Here is a 15,893-nt window from a genome sequence, read left to right as displayed (position 1 = left end):
ATAGGAGGAATCATAAGGCTCCGAGATTCTTGCTTGGCCCCGCAGTCAAGACCTCCACACGTTGATGCGGCACATAGCTTGCATTCAGCACAGGCAGTTGTTGATCAGGCAGAGGCGACGCTTTCTCCAGACATGGAGACCCGGGAGTCAGGCTGAAATCCTGCTGTAAAAAGCCCACAAAACCTGGCTCGGTTCCCTCGATCAGTTCTCCACTCACCTGGATGTCACCAGTGAAGTCATCAACACTTTTCACCCATCCCGTGTTGAGCCAGTTCTTTCCCAACTTCAGAATCCCCAGCTTGGCCATGAGTGACAGGTTCTTGCCCTTCGAGTCCACATACAGGATGTTGTTGTGGCACTCCACCGTCTCTTCTGGCGAGGAAAGTCGGAAAACCGCTATCGAACTCTTCCGCGTGGAAATCACTGTGTTCTGGTAGAAGTGAAGGACTCCTTTCCGATAGCCCCCCACTTTGCCACTGTCTCCACCGTAATGCACGATCTGGTTGTTTCCGTCTCCATCACGTTCAATCAGCACATTGCCATAGACCAGCGTGCGTCCATAGGCGGGTGAGCGGTTCAGTGCCGGATTCCCTGTCGCATCCACCAGATCGAGTTGTCGGTTTCCACCCTCAATCCAGTTGTTAGCCACGACCAAACCGGCCGACCGGTCCTTGAGATTGTTCCCGACACATCCGGCACGAAGCGGACCGAAATGATTGCCCTCAAACACCATTCCATCGCACTCGGTGTAAGCGTTATGCTCGGTGATGCTGGCTGGGTTGCCATTATCGTGGAGATGACAGCGTTCCACGCGCACATGCTTCGACTGAGCACTCACCATCAAGCCATTACCACTGTCGTGCAGTGTCAGATTCCTGAGCACCAGGTGCTCCGCCTTTTCCACGATGATGCTTGCCGCATCCTTGCTGTAAGGCGTCACTCCTTTCCGCCCGGTAAACACATGGGGCTGCCGTCCTCCCGAGATGTCCAGGTTCTCCACCACGATGTGGGCAGGCATGGTGTCCGCTGGAACATTCGCTCCTCCGATCTTCAGGACGCCTCGCTCCTGTCCCCAATAATTCAGAGCAGTCCGGGTCGTTGCATTCTGGCCTTGGATCACCGGAAGCTGGCCTTCGGGCCCGGCCACGCCAGAAACGGTGATTGGGCGTTCGGCGGTTCCACGACAGCACAGCACCCACTTCTCGCGATACGGCTCCGGCTGCCAGTAAATCCGCACCACATCACCTGCTTTCAGCGACTCCCAGGGAACGGCCCTAATCGTCGCATGCGCCTTGCCAGGACCGACCTCATAGACAGCCGCTTGGGCGCTGGCAACAAGGGCCAAAAGGCTGGCTCCGATCCAAAGTCGTGACTGCTTCGTTAGACTGCGCGTTGTCATGCTCATGATTCGTAAAATAGAGTCGATCGCATCCTTCTGTCTGCCATGGCAGTTTTCCAAACTAAAAGTGTGATTTGTTTCAAACGAGCCGCGCAAAGCCTTGTTGCGGTCCTTGAGCCGCTTCGAGTGGTGTCTGAGCGACGATGGCGAGCGATTCATCGAGCGCAGCGAGCATGCGGGCGACTTTTTCGTCATCGTGGCACCACGTCACGTAAAGCTGGCTCGACATCAAAAAGCCGCGTTGGAGCATGTGACGAATCATGAGCGGTTTCGCGGCTGGATTGGCAAACACGAGCGAGGGAGAACACGGCATGCTTCCGACCTTCAAACCGAGCGCGGGATGTCGCGAGGCCACTTCACGCAAACCGGCCTGCAATCGTTCGCCGAGGCTCCACACATGCTTTTGCACACCTTCACGCCTCATTTTGGCAATGCAGGCCAGCGAGGCCGCGGTGCCGACACCATCGGTCCAGTAGCTGCTGGAGATGAAACTGTGGTTGGAGGCTTCCATGACCTCATTTTTGCCCACGATGGCTCCGGCGGGGTAGCCGTTGCTCATCGCCTTCGCATACACGGCGAGGTCTGGCTCGATGCCGAGCACCGGCGCGGCACCGGGAAAGCCGAAACGCCAGCCGCTGGTGACTTCATCGAGCACAAACACGGCTCCGGCGGCATGGCAGGCATCGATCACGTTTTGCAGAAAGCCATCGCGTGGGAACTCGCTGCGCATCGGCTCCATCACCACGGCAGCCAGTTTGCCATCGAGCTTCTGCAACGCGGCTCGGAACGATGCGGGATCGTTGTAGCGAAACGGCACCGCCGTACCCGCCAGCTCGCGCGGCACGCCGAGAGGTTGCAAACCGGGTAGCAGATGCCCGTCGAGCGCGGCATCATCACTGAGGTTCGCGGCGAGATACCAATCGCTCCAACCATGGTAGCCGCAGAAGGCGATGCCGCTTTTGCCTGTCGCGGCTCGGGCGATGCGAACCGCGAGTCCCAGCGCCTCGCCACCGCCGCGGGCGTAGCGCACCTTGCTGGCCCAGGGATGCAGATCGAGAAGCTCATCGGCGAGCTTCACCTCATCCGGCGAGGCGAGCGTGGCATAGCTGCCGAGATTCACGCGACGCTTCACTGCCGCGTTCACCTCGTCATCCGCATGGCCGAGTAAAATGGCTCCGACGCCGCCGGTGAAGTCGGTGTAGCGTTTCCCATCGAGATCCCAGATGTCGGAGCCTTTCGCGCGGCTGAAATAGGAGGGCCAGGTTTGCGGATCGAAGAGGTGGGCGCGTTTGGAGAGAAGGCCCGTGCCGCAGGAGATTTTGGTTTTGGCTTCTTCCCAGAGTTGGGGGCCTGAACGAGTTGGAAAACTCGTTCTACATAGGCGCAGCGCGTTCTCGCGGAAGATGTCGTCCAAATCACCCTGCGTCATGCCGGTGTCTTCGCAGGCTTCGCGGAGGCAGAGGAGGGATTCGATGCCGACGGTCGTGTACTGGCCGAAGATGGTCAGTTTATCGCCGGTGATCTCGGGATGAATCCAGGTGAAGCCATCGCCTTGCGTGATGCAGGAGCCGCGCAGCTCGCTGACCATGTAATCGCTGCCCCAGAGCACGCGTTTGGGCCCCAGAATCTCAATCGCGGCTCGAAACGCCCCAGCTTGTGTCACGGCGGAGGTATCCACGACCACGTTGTCGAGATCGACGAGGTGATGCAGGCCTTCGCGAGCATGGCGGTAATTAAAAGACCTCGCCACATGCGCCAGGAAGAGCTTGCAGCGTGGATAGCGACGGCACAGACGACGAAGCGCCTCCATATTGCGCGGATCGGTGATGCCATCGGCGAGCATGATGTGCAGCATCATGATGCCATCGTGATCGTGGCAGGCCTCCCACATCCACTCCGGCGCGAAGGATTCGATCTGAGCCTCCTTCGTGTCCGGCACATCGGCATAAAGGCGATACGGCTTGATGCCGATGAACACGCCCGTGCTCATCAGCCGCCGCACTTCGGCGGGATCATCGGTCGGTGCCGCGAGCACAAGTGCCCGCGAGTTCGTGCTCACATCGATCTGCGACCGCACCCACGCGTTCTCGCCGACGCGATCATTTCCCGCGCTCGGATAGCCGAAGAACAGTCCCTCGACTTCGCGACCCGGCATCCACAGCTTCATCGCGGCCTGAAAGTCCGCCATGCCATAGCCGCGGTTCTCATCGAGAAACACGGGACGCTTTCCCTCCGCGAAATGGCGACTGTGAAACAGGTGGGTGTGCGCATCGAAGACCTTCGCGGGCACGAAGCCGTCGATGGCGCGGTGCAGCAGTTTGCGATCAGTGTCGTTGAGTTCGGTGACGAGCGTCAGGGACATGAGGATTAGTCGTCAGAAAGCACGACACGCTACTTTTCATCGCTTCCGGCTGGGTGGCCCATGCACATAGCAATATCCTGGCTTTGGGGTAGCACTTTGGTCACTTTCGAAGACACATGAACAGCATTGGGTGCGGAACTGATGTCGAAGCCGTCACGATGAGGCTCTGGATGATAAAGGATTTGAATATAGAACGTGGGATCAGGCATGGAGCCCCGCATGTTTAGAGTGGACGTCTTTGTTGCATGTGGAAGTTCCGCTCCCGACATAGTCGCAACTTTGGAGACTAAAAGAAGATTCCGAATCGGCTTCATGGTTTCGGAGCCTCCCAAAGCGCGACGCCCATGTGGTAGCGCTGGTGGTTCTCGCTGGCTTTGGAATACCAGGCGGTGACGAGTTTGCCATCGGCACGCTGCACGGTGCTGGGGTAGCCGCAGTCGGACTCGAGGGTGTTGGCGATGCGCACGGGCTCGGTCCAGGTCTTGCCTTCGTCGGCAGTGATCTTGGCGAGCACGCCGGTCTGGCCTTTGATGCGGCTGCCGTAAGCGAGCAGGATACGACCATCGGCGAGGCGGAGGAGATGGCCGTTGATCTCGTTTTTGGAGGTGACGCGATTCGGCTCGCCCCAGGTGACGCCGTCGTCTTCGGAAATGAAGAGGTCCATGCCGGTCTCGCGTGCGGCGGCCATCCAGCGTTTGCCACCGAGATGGAGGATGGTCGTTTCGTTGCTCTTCGGCCCGATGGTGCCGGTGCGGGTCCATGTTTTGCCATCGTCATCGCTGCGGAAGTGCCAGGAGCGATAACCCTTCGTTTTGGTGTTCTTCGTCGGATCGGTGAACTCGCCGCCGTAGCAGGAGACGTGCAAAGCGCCGTCCGCGCCTTGTTTGATGTCGCCGAAGGGAATGTAATGCGTCCAGCCAGAATCGGGCGCGGGGAACTCTTTGATTTGTGACCATGTTTTGCCGCCGTCGCTGCTGCGGCAGACCCAGTTGCTGAGGATGTCATCGCGGAAAACGGGCTGCTTGGGGCGTTGCGGCTGCTTCACATCCGTCCAGCCAGAGCAAAGCACGATGAGATCGCCATTCTTCGCGAGTCCGGCGGCCACGTTCATGCGGTTCGTGTGCGGCTCGTTCGGCGCGGGGATGCCGCGCAGCGTCCAAAACTGCCCATCGGGGCTGTTCCAGCATTCGGCGGCACCGGGCATCTGCCCGTGGCTCGGTTTGCCGAAGATGGTCGTGTTGATGCTGCCATCCGGCATCAGCGTGAGGTTCGGCCACGCGCATACGTTGTCGATGGCGATGAAACGCTGGATGTCCTGCGCGAGGAGCGTCGAGCAGATGGCGAAGAGGAGGAGAAGGTGTTTCATAGCGGGAGAAGTCAAAGAGTGGTCAAGAGGTCAAGAATGGCTCAAGGAGGTCGTCTTGACTGCTTTGACGATATCTTGACCTTTTTGACGCGGTTCAATCCGCGAACCGCCACGCATACAAATCTGCGTCCTTCATCGTCACACGCAGCGTGATGGTCTTGCCGATGAGTTTGGAGGTATCGAGCACGTTCGCTTCAAACTCATCGCCGTAGATTTCGGCAGACTTGGCGGCGACGGCACCAGCTTCATCGAGGGCTTCGATCACGAGCGAGCCCGTGGCGGAGGTGGCGGAGTTGAGGAGGAGTTTGGAGCCGGTGACTTTGAGCGGCTTGGTGGTGAAGCTGCCGCCTTTGGCATCGGCGTGCATCGACGCGAAGCCCTGCTTGCGCACGGTGAGGCGGCGGATGCGATGATCGGGATGGCGGTAGTGCTCAGAAATGTAAAGCGACCATTCGCCGTCACCGGGATCGTAGATGCCGCAGGCGGTCATGTTGCTGCGCTCGGTCCAGTTTTGAAGATCGGGTCCGGGGCGCACCCAGGCTTCGAGGAAGGGGCGATCCCAGTGTGTGCCATCGCGACTGCTCATGAAGACGGCATCGCTGACGCCTTTGCCACCGATGTGGCCTTTCACCTTCTCACGCGTGGTGGCGAAGCGTTTCGGGAAGGACAGAAACAGATGCGGCGCGGTCGGGCAGGGCGCGGTGGCGCTGGTGTAGAAGTGCGCGAAGGGCACGTCCTTCGCGTATTCATGCGCCACGCCGTCGCTCCAGCTCAGGAAGTCCGTGGAGGTCATGCTCTGGATGGCGCGGACCTTGTTCGTGAAGATGCGGCTGAAGCTCGCGTAGCGGTTCCGCGTCACGTCCCAGAAAGCGAGGTTTTGTGAGTCAAAAGCGCCTTTGGTGATCACCGGCGTGTCCTGCATCTTTTTCCAATGCACGCCGTCCGGCGAGGCGAAGGCATACAGGCCGCCCGGTGTCTCGCCCTGGTGCCAATTCTTGCCGGGCTGCTTCACGCCGCCGAGCGCCTTGTAGCGCTCGGCGGGCTTCGCGTTCGGATTCGCGTCGAGAAACGGCGCGAAGTTGTGCGACTCGACCCCGCGCCAGATGACGTTGTTGTCCTTCGTGCCGCCCGCCTCGATCAAACCGAGCTTTGGTCGCGTGAAATGAATGCCGTCCTCGCTTTCGACGAAGCAGGTGACCTGCTCGTCGCTGTGATCGCTGCCGCCCGCTGAGCCGCGGTAGTAGAGGCGCACCTTCTTGCCGTCCTGAATGGCGGAGAAGTAGCCGCAGGTCGGTCCCTCCCATGGTCTGTCCGTGGTCAGCACGATCTCGCGCCGCACCGGCTCGTGGAGCTTTAATGCGAGGCCGTCTTTGCTGGCGACGAGGTAGTCATCGACGAACAACTCCCAACGTGTGCCGAGATCGAGCGGCGTGGCGGCGGACATGATCTGCACGAGTAGGAAGAGAATCAGGATTGGTTTCATCACACCGCAAAACGACCGGCCGGCCTCGCATGCTTCTGGTTTTCTCAGCATACCAGCCTCACGGCTCAATGCAGCTTGCTCTCACGGGCGTGGCGCGACTGCCGGGCCGCAGCCCGACCAACCTCCGGCTTTGAGCGCACCCCTCCGCGCAGGTTGAGTGCCTCACGACTTGGCGTTCGGTGCCAATCGGCTTCGAGCGTTGTGGCGACGAGATCGCGATCCAAAGCGGCTTCATTGACCAAGAAGTCAAAAAGAGCCTGCGCCGTGACGTGCAGGGCGATTTGATGCGTGCGACCGAGTTTGGCGTGCAGCCAGTCGCTGAAGCGGAGGAACTCGGCGAAGGGTGAAGCGGAGTTTTGCCACAACAGCTTCAGCGTGCCGGTAAAGTGGCCGCTGTTGGCGACGATGTCCCAGTATCTCGCGAAGCGGCGCATGCGCTGCATCTGCTCAAACGGAATATCCCGCGTGGAAAGGATCTCGTAGGGCGGATGTGGCGCATAGATCATGCGATACTCGTCGTCGTGCCGGACGATGGGCGTGCCGCGCAGACGCTTGAGGATGCCGATCTGGATTTCCTGGGGCCCGAGACGCACGAGGCGGTCAAAGCCGCGTCCGAAGCTCTCGATGCCTTCGCCGGGGAGGCCGACGATGAGATCGGCGTGGATGTGGACGCCGGTTTCCTCGCGGAGGAAGCGGAAATTGTCCGCGAGGCGGTCGAGGTTCTGCCTCCGGCTGATGTTTTTCGAAGTGGCGTCATCAAAAGTCTGAATGCCGACCTCAAACTGCACCGCACCGGGTGGAAACTGCCGGATGAGCCCGCGGAGTTGCTCCGGCAGACGATCCGGGACCATTTCAAAGTGCAGGAACAGGCCCTCGCGCCAGCGGTCAAGGAAGAACTGCAAAATGGCCGTGCTGGTGGGCAGATGCAGATTGAACGTGCGGTCCACAAACTTGAACTGCGTGGCCCCGCGATCCATCAGCCGCTGCATCGAGCTCAAAAACGCCTCCAGCGGAAACGCCCGCACCGGAATGTCGAGCGATGACAGGCAAAACTCGCACGTGAACGGGCAGCCGCGCGAGGCCTCGACGTAGATGACGCGATTTTTAAGATCCTCGTCCGCGTAGAGCTCGTATGGCGAGGCAAGTTGAGCGAGAGCGGGCAACTCAGCGGCGATGATGTGAGGCAGACACTCCTTTCTGCCCTCTGAAACACCACAGGCAGGAGTGCCTGTGTCACTCAGCAGCACCCGGCACACCTCGGGAAATTTGATGTCCGCCTCACCCGTGATGACATAATCAGCGAGTGCGACGATCGCCTGTCCCTCCGTCTCATAAGACACCTCAGGGCCGCCGAGGATGACGATTAGTTCAGGACGGATGCGTTTGAGCAACGCGACGACTTCGGTGGTTTGCTCGACGTTCCAAATATAGACGCCAAAGCCGACGATGCGCGGTTCGCGGGCCAGAATGGCCTCCACGATCTCCAGTGGTTGCTGGTTGATGACGAACTCGGCCATGCAGGCGCGGTCACGCAACCCGCCGAGGTTCGCCATGAGATAGCGAAGGCCGAAGGAGGCGTGGATGTATTTGGCGTTGAGCGTGGCGAGGACGATGTCCGGCATGGGCACCATGCTGGCGCGTTTCCGATGGTGGAGCAAACCTCTACTTCTTCCCCTTGACTTTGCCCTTCTTGACGCTGCCCGCGCCTTCCATGAGATCGGGCAAGGGGAGGTAGTCCCAATCGAGGATCATCTTTTCGGCCAGCGCTGCGCGGAGTTCACGTTCGATGGTGGCGAGTTCGGGCTTGCCGCTGAGGTTGTTGAGTTCGCCGGGGTCAGCGTCGAGGTCGTAGAGCTCGTAAACGGGACGTGGGGACTTGAAGTAGGTCGTGCTAAGGCCGGGCGAGAGCTTGCCGGCGGCGTTGGCTTCCTGCATCTGCTTCCAAGCCTGGCCACCGGCGGAATCAACGGGTGAATACGGGAGCCAGGGCGTGCAGTTGTAGATGAACTTGTAGCGATCGCTGCGCACGGCACGCGCGAGGTCGTAGCCGGCATTCGTCATGTCCGCCTGCACGGGCGCGGAGCCGTGCGGGCCGCGTTCGACGAAGAGGTGCTTCCGCGGGGTGTGTTTTTCTCCTTTGAGCAAGGGCAGGAAGCTCACGCCGCTCATCTTGGCGCCCGGTTTGAGTCCGGCTGCGTCGAGTAGCGTCGGCGCGAGGTCTTCGCCGCTGATGAGTGAGCGTGAATCGCCGCCGGGCTTCACGACGCCGGGCCAGCGGACGAGGAAGGGCACGTTCGAGCCGGGATCGTAGAGCGAGCCTTTGCCGTGCGGCATCGCCATGCCGTTGTCGCCGCAGAAGATGATGATCGTGCGGTCCATGAGGTCGCGCTTCTTCAGCTCGGCGAGCACGGTGCCGACGGTGCGATCCACGCGATTCACCTCGGCGCAGTAGTCGGCGAGTTGCTCGCGCATGCCGGGCAGATCGGGTAAATGCGGTGGCAGGACGAGCGAAGCCGGATCGGGGCGGAATTCGGCGGGTGCATTCCAAGCGTGATGAGGATCGCTGAAGTTTGCCCACATGAAGAAGGGCTTGTCGGCGGGCTTCTTGTCGAGGAACGCGGCGAGCTGGCCCGCGACTTCGTTGTCAGAGCAGGTGTTGAGGAAGTCCACGCGGCTCGCGAAGGTCTTCAACTCGTGCTCTTTGAAGACCTGGGCGGCCGCCTCACCGATCTTGGTGGCTCCATCGAGATGAAAACTGCGCCCGCACACGCCGGCGTAGTAGCCACCTTTGTCGCGAAGCAGCTCAGGCAGCGTGATCTCATCGCGCGGTAGCGGCGCGGAGAAGCGTGTCATCCTCGCGGCAACCGGCGAGCGTCCCGTCATAAGGGTGGCCCGCGAGGGAACGCACTGCGGCGCACCGGTGAAGAAGCGATGAAACTTCATGCCCTCCGCTGCGAGTTGATCCACCACGGGCGTTTTGACATTCGGGCTGCCGTAAGTGCTCAGGAACGGGTAGCTGTGGTCGTCGCTGAGCAGGAAGAGGATGTTCGGACGCTGCTCCGCAGCGAATGACGAAACCAGAGCCGAGCAAAGCGAGACAGCCAGCATCGCGAAGCGGATGCTGCCCCGCAGGGGTGAGCGAAGCGAAGCAATGGCGAATGAGCAAAGGAGAGTGAGGAGATGCTTCATGTTGGGCGGTGAAACGCGGACACGGACTGGGGCTTTCGTCTTTCTCATGCCGGTGGCGTGGCGGTCGCGGCGGCGGTGTAGGCTTCTTTGAGCTTCGGGTCGGTTTGGGTGTGGGAGCCGCGATAGACGAGCAGCAGGCCGAGGCGGGAGTGCTCGGTGGTGTTCGGAGCAGAGTGATGAATCGTCTCGCACTGATGGATGGTGGCATCACCGGGCTCGAGAAGGGCGCAGAATTGGTCGCTCAGCGGCACAGTGGGCGTTTCGGCGAGGCCGATGCTGTTGCCACGAAAGCCGCTGGGCCGTGTGGGGAGCATGCCGGCGTTGTGGGAGCCTTTGACGAAGAAAACGGGGCCGTTGGCCTCGGTGACGGCATCGATGGCGATCCACACGGTGAGCATGTCCGGCGGCGTCTGGCAGAAGTAGGCGTTGTCTTGATGATAAGGCACGCCGGAGCCGATTCGCGCTGGTTTGTTGAAGGTCTCGACGGCGCACAAAACAGGCTCGCCATGCACAAGCGGCGCGATGAGAGCCTTGATGTCCTCGCGATGGCCGAGGGTTCGGAAGAACTCGTTGTGCTCCTCCAGTCGCCAGAGGTTGCGCACCGTTTTTTCGTCCTTTTCGAGCGTGCGGGCATTCAGCGGCTTGCTGGCGAGATCGTCGCGAATGTAGCGCTCCAGTTCGGCACGCACGGCGGCGACTTCTTCGGGGCTGAGGAAGCCGCGAAGCAGAATGACGCCGTCGCGTTCGTAGTCGGTGAGGTGGTTCATGCGGTGAGCTCTGACAATACAGCCTCATCCGCGAAATCGAGCGCGGCGAAGGCCTGATCGATGTGGGCGGGTGTGCGGCCGCCGATGAGTGTGCAAGCAATGCCCGGCTGATGCAGCGCCCACGCGAGCGCGAGATGCGCCTGTGAGTGGCCGGTGCGCTTCGCGGTGGCTTCAAGCCTCGCAAGACGCTTATACGCCGCGTCATGAAAATAGACCTGCTGATGCCCCGGAATGATCTCGAAGCGTGAACCGGCCTGAACGCCGTTTTGATGCTTCCCCGTCAAAAAACCGGCTCCAAGCGGGCTGTAGGTCACGATGGCGATTTCATGCGCCGCACAGTAATCACGCAAATCGTCGCTCACATCACTCACCGCGAGATTGTGGTTGTTTTGGATCACGCTGAAGCGCGGCTCGAGGTCACGAAGCTGATCGAGCGTGACATTGCTGGCTCCAAATCGGCTCACGGGCAGTTTTTCGAGCGCGGCACCGGCTTTCAGCGCGCTGTCATGCCATTGATGCAGGTAAAGCAGGTCGATGTGATCGACGCCGAGCCGTTGCAAGCTCGGTGTGACGTCGATGTGATCATATGGCGGGAGGATTTTGGTCGCGACAGTGATGTTCACCGGCTTTCGCGAGGCGAGCCACTTACCAAGGATGATTTCAGAAGCTCCGCCGCCGTAAGCCGCGGCGGTGTCGAAGTGGGTGATACCGCGTGCGAGCGCGTGGTCGAGCAAAGCGAAGGAGGCGGCCTCGTCAATTTCACGACCGAACGTGACACAGCCGAGGCCGATGCGGGAGGCTGGCAACATGGATGGATACCGCGTTACTTCACTTGTTGCCTCGCCAGCTCGGTGAGGAAAGCCTTCTCGCGGTCGGCGACATAGCGGTGGTAGCCTTCGGGATCGACGAAGGGGTTAGTTGCACCAGCGTCAATCGAGCGGGCATACTTGGCATTCATGCCGTAGTAGCCGCCATGAGCACCGAGGAAGAGATCGACGGGCTGCGCTTTGAGGGCGCGGAAGGTGCGCTCGTAGTCGGTGGCGATAGCAGGGTAATCCGTATTCCCGATGAGAATGTAGCCGGGGTTCACATTCGGACTGCCGATGATCACGGCGTTGAGTCCATCGACCTTCATGGTCCAGGTGGTGCAGCCGCGTGTGTGGCCGGGTGTGAGATGGGCGACAAGCGTGCTGCCGCCGAGCTTCACCTCATCACCATCTTTGAGCCGCCGATCCACCTTCGCGGGCGTGAATGCGAGGTAACTCGCCTTGAAACGTGATTTCCGCTCGCCGCCATTTTCCACCGCATCCGCATCCTGCTCCATGACGAAGTATTGAGCCTTAGTCTGCTTGATGACTTCAGCACTGCCAGCGCAGTGATCCGAGTGGGCATGGCTGATGAGCAGAATCTTCACGTCGGTGAACTTGAAGCCGAGCTTTTCAATGTTGGCCCGGATGAGCGGCACGGACTCTTCAAAGCTGCTGTTGATGAGGATGTGGCCCTCTGGCGTGGCGATGAGGTACGAGGCGAGGTCTTTGGAGCCGACGTAGTAGAGGTTCCCGGCGATCTTGTGCGGAGGAAAGGGCTCCATCCAAGCGGCGGGCTGTGCAGAGGAGACGGAGGACCAGCAGCAGGTGACGATGCAAACGAGGAGGCGTAGATTCATGAGAAGATCAGTATGTTTTGCCTTCGGGAATGGCGGGCGCACCGGCGACTTCGCCGAGGATGGCATCGAAGTCGGCGGAGCAGGCGGCGAAGTGGGCGCAGACGGCGCTGAATTCGGCGCCGTGGACGATGAATTGGGCACCGAGGTCGATGAGCGTTTTGGCATCGGCGGCGGTGCCGACGGGGCGGCCCCAGGCCTTGCCGTGCTTTTTGCAGGCGGCGGCGATTTGCTTCTGCACGTCCATCATGACGGGATCATTCACGCCGGGCGTGCAGCCGAGGCGCAGGGACATGTCGCCGGGGCCGAGAAAAAGGATGTCCACGCCGGGGACGGCGGCGATGGCTTCGGCGTTTTCGAGAGCCTGCGGGGTTTCGATTTGGACGGTGAGGAAGGTCTCGCGGTTCGCTTGATCGGTGTAGTCGGCGGGTTTGCCGATCCAGTAGTCGGCATCGCGTCCGCCGCCGCAGAAGCCGCGGTCGCCGAGGGGCGGGAATTTGGTCGCGCTGACAAGCGCACGGGCTTCATCGGCGGTGGCGACGTGCGGGATCATCAAACCGGCCGCGCCGTCTTCGAGGAGGCGGTAGAGGCCGTTTTTTTCCTTCGTGGGCGGACGCCACATGCAGTCGATGTCGGCGGCATGATGACGGCCGAGCATGGTTTCAATCTCGCGAGCCTCCCAGGCGCGGTGTTCGCCATCGAGCCAGATGCCGTCGTAGTGATAATGCGCCGCGACAGCGGGAAAGAAGGCGATGGGCGAGCCGGTGCAGCAGATGCGGGCGACTTTGCCAGCGCGGAGCTTGGCGAGGACTTTGGATTTACGCATGAGGATGGAGGCAGGAGTTTAGAGAGTGTCGAGACTGAGGCGGGGCGCTCTGCCGAGTTGCGGAAGCAAGCTGTGATTGTCCAGACCAAAGTGACGCTCGCTCTCGCTCATCTGTGGCTGTTTTTTGCGTGCGGTGGCGAGCTTTTCGGAGACGGCGGCCGCATCGGCGAGATGTGGAAACAAGGGGCCGAGCAGGGCTTTGAGCGCAGGATCGAGAAAAGCCGCGTCTGTCTGGAAGAGCGCGAGGCCGTCCACGCCTTCATCGTAGTTTCGGGCGATCCGTTCGAGAAAGCCGCGTGCGTTGGCCGTGACGCCTATTCCAGTGACGGTATTGGCACTGCCATGAATCTTGGCACCATGGGAGCGGGCCAGTTCGACGTAGGGACTGGCGGTGTCGGGATACTCGAAGTCCCAGATCCACAGCGGATCGAGAGCGATTTCATCCACGCAGCCTTCTTTGAGCCAGGTGCGGAGATCGAGGCCTTCCATGAGGTTCAGATCGAGCGTGGCCTCAGGGATGCGGACCATCACCGGCACCTTGCGCTTCGTGGTTTTTTCCAACTCGCGGAGCTTGGCGCGGAGATCGCGCATGAAGAGGTTCACGAATTCCGCGCGATGCTGCGCCCATTCGAGAAACTCGGGCGAGCCGGTGCGCATCTGGCGCGGATCGGCGTGACCTGCCTTCAGCCAAGGATCGAGGATCTGCGGATGATAGCGGGCGATGGGCGGCTGGCGGCAAAAGTCGAGGCACAGGCCATGCGCACCGATCTGCGCGACCTCCAGCAGCACGGCGATGCGCTCGGCGCGATACTCGGGAATGGCAAAACTGACCTTGGTGCCATCCACCTGCCCACCGCGATGCCGCTCCATCCACTCGGGATGCGCAGCGATGTATTGGGAGCGCAAACCGCCGCCGAGTGAGTCGCCATAGTGACGGTTCATGCCGAGCCGACCGTAGATGACCATGCCGTTTTTCTCGGCGAAGGCCAAAGCAGCGCGCAGCGAGCATTCTTGGCGAAATGAATCGCCGATCACCTTGGTCTCCGGTCGGGTATCGCCCGCATACATCGTGGAGGTGGGCAGGGCGCTGTGGTAGTCCAGCGTGCTGCGGCCGAGCGCCCACATGACATGGCGGATTCCGTGATCGAGATGCGCTCGCAGGCAGTCCGCAGAATCATGACCGCTCGTTTGCTGCTTCTCATAAAGCCACTGCCACAGCTCGGCGATGCCCCAGACCGTTTTTTTGTTCAGTTCGCCAGCAGGAAGCCATGCCGAGGCGAGAGTGCCTGCGGTGCTGGTGAGGAGATGGCGGCGGTTCATGGTATCAAAGGTTGCTTCCGACTGTTGCGCGTCACTTCGTCTTCACCCGCTCCCGCAGTTCCTCGGGCGTCCAAGGTGTTTTGCGATCGGTGGTTTCTTGGCGCACGGCTTTGATGGCTGAGGCTGGCACGGGGTTTTTCCATTTGTGCCAGCGTTCGCCGACGAAGTTGAGCACGCTGGCGATTTGCTCGTCATTATAGACTTGGGCCAACGGCAGCATGACGCCTTCGCCGTAGGTGATGCCTTCGATGGGGCCGGTTTGGCCGTGGAGGAGGATGCGGGCAAGGGTGGGGATGTCGCCGTTGTTTTTGAACCAGGATGATTGAGCGATGGCGGGTGCGAGGAGCTTGTCTCCTTGTTTCACGCCTAGGCCATCGGGACCGTGGCAGGCGGTGCAGAGCGTCTGGTAGATTTGCTGGCCTTGTTTGGCCGAGGTGCCCAGTTCGGCGAGTGAAGCGGTGGCCTTTTCCTTCTCGATGATGGCCGCGAGAAGTGGCTGCTTGCTGGCTTGGGCACTGAGTGCGGCGGGTATGGCGGCCTTGATGCTGCGATGCGCGAGATAGACCTGCGCGAGCACTTGCGGATCGGGATCGCTGATCAAAGCGGCGAGCGCGGCGGTGATGTCGGCATCATGTTTGGCGAACAAGTTCTCGCTGATCTGCACGGCGGCTCGGCGGACGCGTGGATGAGCATGTTTGAGATTTGCGAGCAGCACGTCCTTTGGCAGTGACTTGAGCCCATCGAGCGTCCACATCGCGTGAATGCGGGCGTTCGTGTCGCTGTGGTCGCGGGCGATGGTGATGAGCGTTGGTGCGATGCTGGAGTCTCGTTTGTTGACGAGCAGCATCTGCGCGGAGTCGCGCCACCAGCCGTTCGGGTGGGCGAGGTGGGCGGTGAGTTGCAAAGGCGTTTCATCGAGCATTCGGGGCTGCGGGCCGGGCTTTTTACCATCGGGCACGAGGCGGTAGATGCGGCCATGACGCACGACTTTGGTCATGCCCCATTTTTTGACGCGCTTATATCGATCGACCCATGCGGGAAGTGCGCTTTTGCGCCAGTCCGTGATGCTGGGATCCATTTCTGTGGGGAACCATTCTTTTTCCTGAATGATGCCGCGATACATGTCGGCGATGTAGAGGCATCCGTCGGGGCCGCTTTCTGTCCACACGGGACGGAAATAGGCGTCGGTGCTGCGGATGAACTCGCTTTGCGGATAGGCATTGTGCGCCACTGCGATGCCGCCGTTGCGCTCGAAGCGGCTGAGGCGGATGAAACGGCCCACAGGCTCGCAGGTGGTCATGTAGCCGTGAAACTCGGGCATGAGCGGGCTGCGCAAGACGGCCTGGCCGCAGCAGGAGGAAAAGTTTAAAAGGATGTGCTGCTTTTCGAAGTTGTAACCGCCGGAGGAGTCATCCCAAACTTTGCAGATGGAATAGGGTCTGCCGTAGTCATCGCCGTGCTCGCGCACTCGCAGCACGGGGTAGCCTGCGGGGAGCTGAAAGCCCTGTGCGGGGTTCG

At 60.8% G+C, this 15,893-nt stretch carries 12 protein-coding genes; all 12 read right to left on the bottom strand.

Annotated elements, in window-relative coordinates:
- Window positions 1-10: 10 nt before the first annotated feature.
- On the bottom strand, window positions 11-1,558 hold the full coding sequence (locus ACILSE_RS19420) for a polysaccharide-degrading enzyme (RefSeq protein WP_395719093.1): 1,548 nt from the start codon (window positions 1,556-1,558) through the stop codon (window positions 11-13).
- Window positions 1,479-3,761, bottom strand: coding sequence for an aminotransferase class III-fold pyridoxal phosphate-dependent enzyme (locus tag ACILSE_RS19415; RefSeq protein ID WP_395719092.1), 2,283 nt, complete (start codon window positions 3,759-3,761; stop codon window positions 1,479-1,481). The genes ACILSE_RS19420 and ACILSE_RS19415 overlap by 80 nt, the downstream gene beginning before the upstream one ends.
- A 310-nt stretch (window positions 3,762-4,071) precedes the next feature.
- Window positions 4,072-5,127 carry a sialidase family protein gene (locus ACILSE_RS19410; RefSeq protein WP_395719091.1) on the bottom strand — a complete coding sequence of 352 codons (1,056 nt, stop codon included), beginning with the start codon at window positions 5,125-5,127 and terminating at the stop codon, window positions 4,072-4,074.
- Between the two features lie 94 nt (window positions 5,128-5,221).
- Entirely contained in the window at window positions 5,222-6,610 is a 1,389-nt protein-coding gene (locus ACILSE_RS19405) for a hypothetical protein (protein ID WP_395719090.1), read from the bottom strand.
- Window positions 6,611-6,675: 65 nt separating this feature from the next.
- Complete coding sequence (locus ACILSE_RS19400; protein WP_395719089.1) at window positions 6,676-8,232, bottom strand: DUF4080 domain-containing protein; 1,557 nt, start codon at window positions 8,230-8,232, stop codon at window positions 6,676-6,678.
- A 40-nt stretch (window positions 8,233-8,272) separates the two neighbouring features.
- Window positions 8,273-9,799, bottom strand: coding sequence for a sulfatase (locus ACILSE_RS19395; RefSeq protein ID WP_395719088.1), 1,527 nt, complete (start codon window positions 9,797-9,799; stop codon window positions 8,273-8,275).
- A 44-nt stretch (window positions 9,800-9,843) separates the two neighbouring features.
- Entirely contained in the window at window positions 9,844-10,566 is a 723-nt protein-coding gene (locus ACILSE_RS19390) for a phytanoyl-CoA dioxygenase family protein (RefSeq protein WP_395719087.1), read from the bottom strand.
- A complete protein-coding gene (locus tag ACILSE_RS19385) occupies window positions 10,563-11,375 on the bottom strand; it encodes an aldo/keto reductase (RefSeq protein WP_395719086.1) in 813 nt (270 codons plus the stop codon). Before ACILSE_RS19385 ends, ACILSE_RS19390 begins: the two co-directional genes overlap by 4 nt.
- A gap of 14 nt (window positions 11,376-11,389) precedes the next feature.
- Window positions 11,390-12,232, bottom strand: a complete 843-nt coding sequence (gene bla, locus ACILSE_RS19380; protein ID WP_395719085.1) for a subclass B3 metallo-beta-lactamase — start codon at window positions 12,230-12,232, stop codon at window positions 11,390-11,392.
- Window positions 12,233-12,239: 7 nt separating this feature from the next.
- The gene (locus ACILSE_RS19375; RefSeq protein ID WP_395719084.1) at window positions 12,240-13,055 is read right to left on the bottom strand and encodes an HpcH/HpaI aldolase/citrate lyase family protein; all 816 of its coding nucleotides are present in this window, start codon (window positions 13,053-13,055) and stop codon (window positions 12,240-12,242) included.
- Window positions 13,056-13,073: 18 nt separating this feature from the next.
- A complete protein-coding gene (locus ACILSE_RS19370) occupies window positions 13,074-14,375 on the bottom strand; it encodes a hypothetical protein (RefSeq protein WP_395719083.1) in 1,302 nt (433 codons plus the stop codon).
- A gap of 31 nt (window positions 14,376-14,406) precedes the next feature.
- Window positions 14,407-15,893, bottom strand: a 1,487-nt coding sequence (locus ACILSE_RS19365) for a c-type cytochrome (protein ID WP_395719082.1), incomplete at its 5' end; no start/stop codon positions are given.

Source organism: Prosthecobacter sp. (assembly GCF_044236155.1).
In the GTDB taxonomy this organism is placed as follows: Bacteria; Verrucomicrobiota; Verrucomicrobiia; order Verrucomicrobiales; family Verrucomicrobiaceae; genus Prosthecobacter.
The sequence above is the reverse complement of the archived record's forward strand: the minus strand, read 5'-3'. Positions and strand labels throughout refer to the sequence as shown.

Excerpts from the sequence above, each read along its gene's own strand:
- ACILSE_RS19390 (WP_395719087.1), bottom strand. The coding sequence starts at position 10,566 with ATGAACCACCTCACCGACTACGAACGCGACGGCGTCATTCTGCTTCGC.
- ACILSE_RS19410 (WP_395719091.1), bottom strand. The coding sequence starts at position 5,127 with ATGAAACACCTTCTCCTCCTCTTCGCCATCTGCTCGACGCTCCTCGCG.
- ACILSE_RS19420 (WP_395719093.1), bottom strand. The coding sequence starts at position 1,558 with ATGAATCGCTCGCCATCGTCGCTCAGACACCACTCGAAGCGGCTCAAG.
- ACILSE_RS19375 (WP_395719084.1), bottom strand. The coding sequence starts at position 13,055 with ATGCGTAAATCCAAAGTCCTCGCCAAGCTCCGCGCTGGCAAAGTCGCC.
- ACILSE_RS19400 (WP_395719089.1), bottom strand. The coding sequence starts at position 8,232 with ATGCCGGACATCGTCCTCGCCACGCTCAACGCCAAATACATCCACGCC.
- ACILSE_RS19405 (WP_395719090.1), bottom strand. The coding sequence starts at position 6,610 with ATGAAACCAATCCTGATTCTCTTCCTACTCGTGCAGATCATGTCCGCC.
- bla (WP_395719085.1), bottom strand. The coding sequence starts at position 12,232 with ATGAATCTACGCCTCCTCGTTTGCATCGTCACCTGCTGCTGGTCCTCC.
- ACILSE_RS19370 (WP_395719083.1), bottom strand. The coding sequence starts at position 14,375 with ATGAACCGCCGCCATCTCCTCACCAGCACCGCAGGCACTCTCGCCTCG.
- ACILSE_RS19395 (WP_395719088.1), bottom strand. The coding sequence starts at position 9,799 with ATGAAGCATCTCCTCACTCTCCTTTGCTCATTCGCCATTGCTTCGCTT.
- ACILSE_RS19415 (WP_395719092.1), bottom strand. The coding sequence starts at position 3,761 with ATGTCCCTGACGCTCGTCACCGAACTCAACGACACTGATCGCAAACTG.
- ACILSE_RS19385 (WP_395719086.1), bottom strand. The coding sequence starts at position 11,375 with ATGTTGCCAGCCTCCCGCATCGGCCTCGGCTGTGTCACGTTCGGTCGT.